This window comes from Actinomadura bangladeshensis (genome assembly GCF_004348335.1).
Lineage (GTDB): Bacteria > Actinomycetota > Actinomycetes > Streptosporangiales > Streptosporangiaceae > Spirillospora > Spirillospora bangladeshensis.
The window spans coordinates 36,637-43,201 of record NZ_SMJW01000036.1; the positions used below are offsets into that span (position 1 = coordinate 36,637).

Annotated in this window: 5 protein-coding genes and 1 pseudogene; 1 reads left to right on the forward strand and 5 read right to left on the reverse strand. The window is 67.8% G+C overall.

The genetic code is table 11. From position 1 onward, the window contains the following. Positions 1 to 30: 30 nt before the first annotated feature. From E1284_RS09945 to E1284_RS09965, 4 genes are all read right to left on the reverse strand, one after another. A complete protein-coding gene (locus E1284_RS09945) occupies positions 31 to 1,377 on the reverse strand; it encodes a tyrosine-type recombinase/integrase (RefSeq protein ID WP_243714376.1) in 1,347 nt (448 codons plus the stop codon). 262 nt (positions 1,378 to 1,639) lie between these two features. Beyond that, a complete protein-coding gene (locus E1284_RS09950; protein ID WP_207923668.1) occupies positions 1,640 to 2,866 on the reverse strand; it encodes a site-specific integrase in 1,227 nt (408 codons plus the stop codon). Positions 2,867 to 3,189: 323 nt separating this feature from the next. Next, positions 3,190 to 3,762, reverse strand: coding sequence for a hypothetical protein (locus E1284_RS09960; RefSeq protein WP_131938733.1), 573 nt, complete (start codon positions 3,760 to 3,762; stop codon positions 3,190 to 3,192). Beyond that, positions 3,759 to 5,162 (reverse strand): sensor histidine kinase, encoded by a 1,404-nt coding sequence (locus E1284_RS09965; protein ID WP_207923669.1) that lies wholly within the window; start codon positions 5,160 to 5,162, stop codon positions 3,759 to 3,761. The genes E1284_RS09960 and E1284_RS09965 overlap by 4 nt, the downstream gene beginning before the upstream one ends. A 753-nt stretch (positions 5,163 to 5,915) precedes the next feature. Here E1284_RS09965 and E1284_RS09975 point away from each other — a divergent pair. Beyond that, the gene (locus E1284_RS09975; protein ID WP_131938735.1) at positions 5,916 to 6,374 is read left to right on the forward strand and encodes a hypothetical protein; all 459 of its coding nucleotides are present in this window, start codon (positions 5,916 to 5,918) and stop codon (positions 6,372 to 6,374) included. A gap of 6 nt (positions 6,375 to 6,380) precedes the next feature. On the opposite strand, the pseudogene E1284_RS41345 reads toward E1284_RS09975, so the two are convergent. Further along, positions 6,381 to 6,565, reverse strand: a pseudogene (locus tag E1284_RS41345) (hypothetical protein); the annotation flags it as partial.

Below are 6,565 nucleotides of genomic sequence, written 5' to 3' on the forward strand. Positions count from 1 at the left end.
TGACCAGCTTCGAGTGGAACGCCCAGTTCGTCAATCGGTGCGGCGGCGGCTGCGGATCTTGTCGAAGGCGGCGAGGGCGGTGTCGTCGGCGTCGTCGAGGGTGTGGAGGTAGCGCTCGGTGGTGGAGATGGATCCGTGGCCGAGGCGTTCCTTGACGACCTGGAGGTCGACGCCGCCGGCCAGGAGCCAGGACGCATGGGCATGGCGGAGGTCGTGGATGCGGACCTTGGCGTCCAGGTCGGCCTTCTTGAGGGCGGGCTTCCAGATCCGGTTGCGGAACCGGTTGGCGGGGACGTGGCCGTCGGTTTCGCGTCGGCGGGGTTCGCGGGGGTTGTCCTTGCCGTCGGCTCGGCGGCGGGCCCGGTATTCGGCGAAGGCTCGTCTGCAGTGGTCGCAGCGGCATTTGGCGGCGTTGTAGGCGCTCAGCGTGCCGTGCCGGTATCGGCGCCCCTTGGCGTTCTCTTCGGTCCAGCCGAGTGCTTCGGGGTCGAGCGGGGCGGGTCGCTCCTCGGCCGCGGTTTCCGGCTGGTAGACGAACAGGAGTCCGTCGGTGCCGAGTTTCTCTTCGATGATGTGGTCTTCGAGTTTGGCGACGATCTGGTCGCTGAGCTTGAAGCGGCGCCACTCTTTGTCTTTGGGGTAGTCCTTGACCAGGAAGCGTTTGCCCTCGGGGTGGAACTTCGGGTTGAGCTCCACGACGACGCGGCTGACCGTCAGGAGGCGGGAGCGGGTTTTGAGGTCGCGGCCGCGGAGTTCGGTGAGTTCGCCCCAGCGCAGGCCGGTTTCGATGGCCGTTTCGACGAGGAGTTTGGAGTCGGCGTCCGGGAGGGCGTGGTAGAGGTCGTCGAACTGCTCGGGGCTGATGATTTCCAGCGGTTTCTCGGGGACGGTGGGGGTGCGGACTCCTTTGCAGGGGTGGATGTAGGTGACCTGGTCGTTGAGGGCGGTGGTGAAGATGGCGCTGAGGACGACCTTGTTGTAGCGGATGGTGGCGGCGGAGACGCCGTTCTTCTTCATCTGCCTGATCCAGGCGCGGACGTGCTCGGGGAGGATGTCCATCATCCGCATCGCGCCGAACTCGGGCATGACGTGCTTGTAGATCGAGTAGTGGTAGCTCTGCATGGTGGTCGGCTCGACCTCGTGGTTGGGCAGCCAGGTCTCCTCGACGTACTTCTGGAAGGTCTGCCGGCCCCGCTTGAGGTTGAGGTCCCGGCCCTTGCCGACCTCGGCCTCGGCGCGCTGCCAGGCCCTGTCGGCCTCCTTCTTGGAGGAGAACGTCCCCGCCGATGTGATCTTGCCTTTGAGGTCTTCGTAGCAGGCGGTGTAGCGCGGCTTGCCGTGGCGGTCGATGCGCTTGAACGCGTACCCCAACGTCACTCCCCCGAATGATCGTTTGTTAGTGGCTCGTTAGTGGACTCTGCCCCACGGGACGGGATTCAGGATGACTGCATGTCATGCACTCTAGGCCTCTGACCTGCATGTTCTCATGGATTCGGCTGATCGCAAAGGAGGCGGGATGAACGCTTTCAGGGCACTGGGGGTCAAGGGGTCGTGGGTTCAAATCCCGCCGTCCCGACAGGACAACAAGCCCTGTCGACCACGGAGTTCACCGAGGTCAGCAGGGCTTTTGTGCTTCCGATCAGCTCCGCCAGGACGAGCTAGACGACCCGGAGTCGGGGACCATCCGGGGACCTACGGTTAGCCAGATGCAGGCTGAGAGCCTCTCCGGCCGCGTTGATCGAAGCGGCATCGGGATGCAGGTGGGCTGTGTCGTACTGAGCGATCCGTGCCCGGCGATCTTCCGGAGCACATGCACCGGGACACCCGCATCAGCCAGCCACGTCAGGCCGGTATGGCGCAGGTCGTGACGCCGGAGATACTCGTATCCGAGCCGGGTCACCACCTCGTCCCAGTGTGTTGCGTCCCGCAAGACCGCCGTGGTGATGCGGCCGCCCCGAGGGCCGGTGAACAACCGAGCGGCAGGCTTGCCACTGAGAGCGTCCAGGCGCCGGGCGACCATGGGCCGGATTTCCTCGATCAGCGGCACCGGCCGGGCCCGCTTGCCCTTGGTTCCCTTGTCGACCAGGCCGCCGGGGCCGGGGGTGGTCTGCCGGCGAACCGTCCAAGTCCAGGTGTCCCGATCGATGTCGCTGACGCGCACCCCGGAGACTTCCCCGATGCGAGCGGCCGTGCAGGCAGCGAAGATGACGACCTCTCCCCATTCTTCGTAGTGATCGGAGGACCGCTCGACGAGGGCGGCGGCCAGCTCGACCAGCGCGGCCCAAGTGGGAAGCGCAAGCGCGCGAGGGTCATCAAGCTCGTCTTCGGCCCGCTTGTACTGCTGCTGCCAGCCGGTCACGCGCGCGGGGTTATGGGTGATGATGCCGTCCCGTACGGCCTGTTCCATGACCCGCACGAGGATGGCCAGGCTGTTCTTGACGGTTGACCGCCCGCATTCGTCGGAGATCCAGGCGTGAACTGTCCGGTCGACAGCACCATTGGTGATCATGCGCACGGGCAGATGCCCCAGCGACGGGACCACTCGGCGACACCAGCCTGCCAAGTACGGATCAAGCGTCTTGCTCTCCAGGCTCCGCGTTGCCAGCGTCATCACGCTCTGGCCGTACTCGGCGAGGGTCATCGTGAAGGTGGCCGGGTCGATTCCCGCCCGCGCGCCTTTCTGGATCTCCTCGATCCAGGCTTGCGCCTGTTGCTCTGTCTCCACCGACTCAGACACCGAGCGTCGACGCCGTGTCGAGGGGTCGACCCAGCGCACCCGCGCGCGGTACGGACGGGGCCGCCTAGCCCGGTACTCGATATCGGCAGACAGCGAGACGCCGACCGGGATCTGTTCGCGTTGACTCACCGGCTCTGCTCCTGGGGGTCGATCCGACGGCTCAGCAGCCACCGCTGCACGTCCATGGCGTTGTACCGGGTGACCGCGCCCGACAGCCGAACGAACGGAGGCCCCTGGATGGGGTCGGCAGCGCGCCAGCGGGGACTGTACGTTTTTCGGTGTAACTCCTGATCAAGGAGTGACACCATTAACTGGACAGCCCCCCTGGTCCAGGGGCTACAGGCGCAGGCGGGGCCTCAGCGAACTCTGGGGTTGTTGCTTAGCAGCGCCGGCTTCTATTTGTCGGCTTCGGTCGGGCACTGCGAGGAAGCCCAGGTGCTCCAGCACGTGGATCAGTTGGTCGCGGTGCTGAGCAGGTCGCGATAGTCGGCGCATCGGACGGTGTGGCCGGGACGGCCGTCGAAGATGTTCAGCTCGACCTTCTTGACGCCGGGGATCGCCTGTGCGGTGCAGGCGAGCTGCGCCTGCCACAGGCGCGGCCATTTCTCGGGCCGGATCGTCGTCTGCAACGCGACGGTGACGGTCCCCGAGTCGTCTGTTTTGCGGATGGCCGCTGGTGGCGCCCCAGGTGGAGGGATGCCGTCCGGTGACGGGTCGGGCAGCCCGGCGACGATCCCGATACCGGGCAACGTGCTGTCCAGGCCCGCTTGGCGTTCGTTGTCGGTGACGCCGTACCCGAGTTGCCACAGCGGCATCAGCGGAGCCTCGGGCAATCCGGGCCGGACCACTGGCACCAGCCGGCCGTCCTTGACGAAGTAGATGGTGTTGTTGACGACCGGGCCCTGTCCGGTGGGCAGAGCTCCAACCCTGGTGATGCCGGTCGGCCGGACGCCGCAGCCGCTCACCAGGACCACAGCCGCGGCGAGCACGGCGCTGAGCACCGTCACGAGGTGCCTGCCGCTCATCGTGTCCCCGCCACGGGCAGCCAGAGGGTGAACACCGCGCCCGCCTGGGGACCGGCGGATGCTTCCAGCGTCCCGCCGTGGAGCGATGCGTTCTCTCGCGCGATCGCCAGGCCCAACCCGCTGCCCGCGCTCCGCGAGCGGGCCGCCTCGGCCTTGAAGAACCGGTCGAAGATCAGTGGCAGCAGGTCGTCGGGGATGCCCGGTCCCGAGTCCGCGACCGAGAGCTCGAACCCCGGCACGCCGTCGCGCTCGGCACGGCGGACCTCCAATCGCACCGGCGGCCGCCCGTGCCGGAACGCGTTGCCGACCAGATTGGCCACGATGACGCCGAATCGGCGCGGGTCCACCCGGACCACCAGGTCACCGGGGGCCGCGACCGCGACTTGTCCGGTCCAGCCGCGCGCGTCGAGGACGGCCGCAACAGCCTCGGCCACGACCACATCGTCCAGGACGAGCGCGGCCGCACCAGCGTCGAACCGGCTGATCTCGATCAGGTGCTCCACCAGCGCGCCGAGCCGCCGCGTCTCGGCCACCACCAGCCGCGCCGCCGTCGGATCCGGTTCGGCCTCCAGCACGTCGGTGAGGGCGGTCATCGCGGTGAGCGGAGTGCGCAGCTCATGGGAGACGTCCGCCACGAACCGCCGCGCCGCCTCCTCCAACGCGCGCAGCTCGGTCACCGTGATCTCCAGGGCGCCCGCCGCCCGATTGAACGTGTGGGCCAGGTCGGCCAGCTCGTCCCGGCCCCGGACCTGCACTCGCGTCGTCAGCTCACCCTCGGCGAGCGCCCGTGCCCCCGCGCCAAGGCGCCGGACCGGCCGCAGCAGCCCATGCGCGGCCGCCAGTGCCAGTCCTAGCCCGAACAGCAGCGCAGCGGCATCCGCCATGACCATCGCCCGGATGAACGACCGTAGGTCAGCGGCTTCCCGATCCAGGCTGACGCTGACCAGGACAATCGGTGGGGAAGTGCGCTGCGCGCCGACCGCCGAGGCGCGATACACGGTCACGGACGTCCCGACCAGCAGGTACGGCCGTCCCAGATGCCGTACTCGCTGAACGACCATGGCCCGCACAGCCCGCGCCGCGAACACGGCGGGCACCGGCACGTGCAGGCAGCCAGGGGCAGGCGAAGGCACCGGCCGGCCCGGCGGTGACGTCACCACGCAGGCCCGCTGGCGCCGGTCGGCAGTGCTCAACGCCGCCTGCAGGGTCGCCTGCAGGGTCCTGTCCGCGTTCGCCGGCATCTGGACGGGCACCAGCCGTTCGACGGTCTGCCGGACCTGGGTCGCCACGGCGTCCCGGGTGCGTTCCAGCATCGCGTCGCGCACCAGCACGTACCCGACGCCGGATGCCAGCACCGACGCCAGCAGCGCCACGGCGGTGAACGCCGCTGCCATCCGCATCCGCAGGCTCGTCATCGAGTCGCCGACCGGCACTCGGCCCCGAGCCTGCCGTGGCGCCGCGCTCCGATACCCGACGGCACCAGAGCTGCCGCCGGCCTTGTCGAAGGATCCCCCTGCCAGTGGAAAATGCTCAGCACCGGATCAGTATGCAGTCGGCCGTGATCATGCAGCGGCTATGTCTCGAAATCCAGACGCAGAGCGAAGACGAACCGGCGCATCCATGGGCGTGTGGTCGCGGTGCGGGTTCCCGAACCGGGCTGTCTCGGTGTGCCGCCGATTTTGCGATTGACCGCGCGACACGCGGGGCCGGTCCCGGCTCCCGCCGATCCGCACCCGGCACAGCTCGCTCCTTGCCCGCATGGATCTCTTGAGGACCTCCGGAGTCGGGACCGGCGCCAAGGCCATCGCCTCGACCTAGACGTCGATATGCGCCTGATCGACGTCCACCTTCAGGAACACGTCGCCGACGCGCAGAGTCGCACGCTCGGAACGGGCGACGACGACCTCGACCTCATCCATGGGCGACCACTATCCCGGAGATGATCACAGACGTCGCCCGGGTTTCGCGTGCGATTACGCAGTCGGCCGGCTCCCGCCATCCAGCGGCCTGGTGCATGACACCGACCCCTGAGCAGGCCAAGCCCACCAAGTTGTTAGGAGTCCTTAGTGCGGGCCTGTCCCCCGGACGGCTGGACAAGAGTGGGGCGGTCGCTACGGACGCGAGAGCCGGGCGATCGTCGGCATGGACACGAGTTGATTGAAGGCATCGTCCTTCGACAGCGGCGCCAGACAGTCGATGCCGGACAGAGCGACGGCGTGTGGGGCCTCGTGGTCGCGAGCGCCCACCATGGGCGTCTCTGTAGGGGAGGACAGCGAGATGACCGCGACTGGTCGAACCACCCGGATGCAACATCGGCGCTGCTGCCGGTGGGTCCTCGGTACCCCGGGCGGGGGCGCGACTCAATCACGGTCACCACCTTCAACGATGCGCAGAACTACTTCCCGCCCAACTTCAACGGTGACGCCAGCAACGGCATCAACAGGCTTTACGCACAGTTGCTCGCCGCGAAGCTCAACATCAAGAGCGGCGCGAACGGCTCTGCGGTGGCGACTACCATCGCGTCCGCCGACTCGTTCCTGGCCACGCACTCTGCCGGCGACTGGAGCTCGCTCACCCTGGCCCAGCGCAACGGAGCCTGTCAAACTCGTTGAGACAGTTCAGGCTGCGGGTTGGGCCTGGTTGTTCTCCTGGTTCTTGTCCTTGGGTGGTTCGTTGATCCAGGCCTTGTCGGGCAGTTCGGGCGGGACGGGCCTGGTGTGGAACCGTTCGGGGTTGGCGGTGTAGGCGGCGGCCAGTACCTTGCAGCGGCGGTCTCGGATCTTGGTCGCGGTGCCGTCATGGA

What these genes read in the sequence shown, in the direction of transcription:
- E1284_RS09960 (WP_131938733.1), bottom strand. Translation starts at nt 3,762, where the DNA reads ATGAGCGGCAGGCACCTCGTGACGGTGCTCAGCGCCGTGCTCGCCGCG.
- E1284_RS09965 (WP_207923669.1), bottom strand. Translation starts at nt 5,162, where the DNA reads ATGCGGATGGCAGCGGCGTTCACCGCCGTGGCGCTGCTGGCGTCGGTG.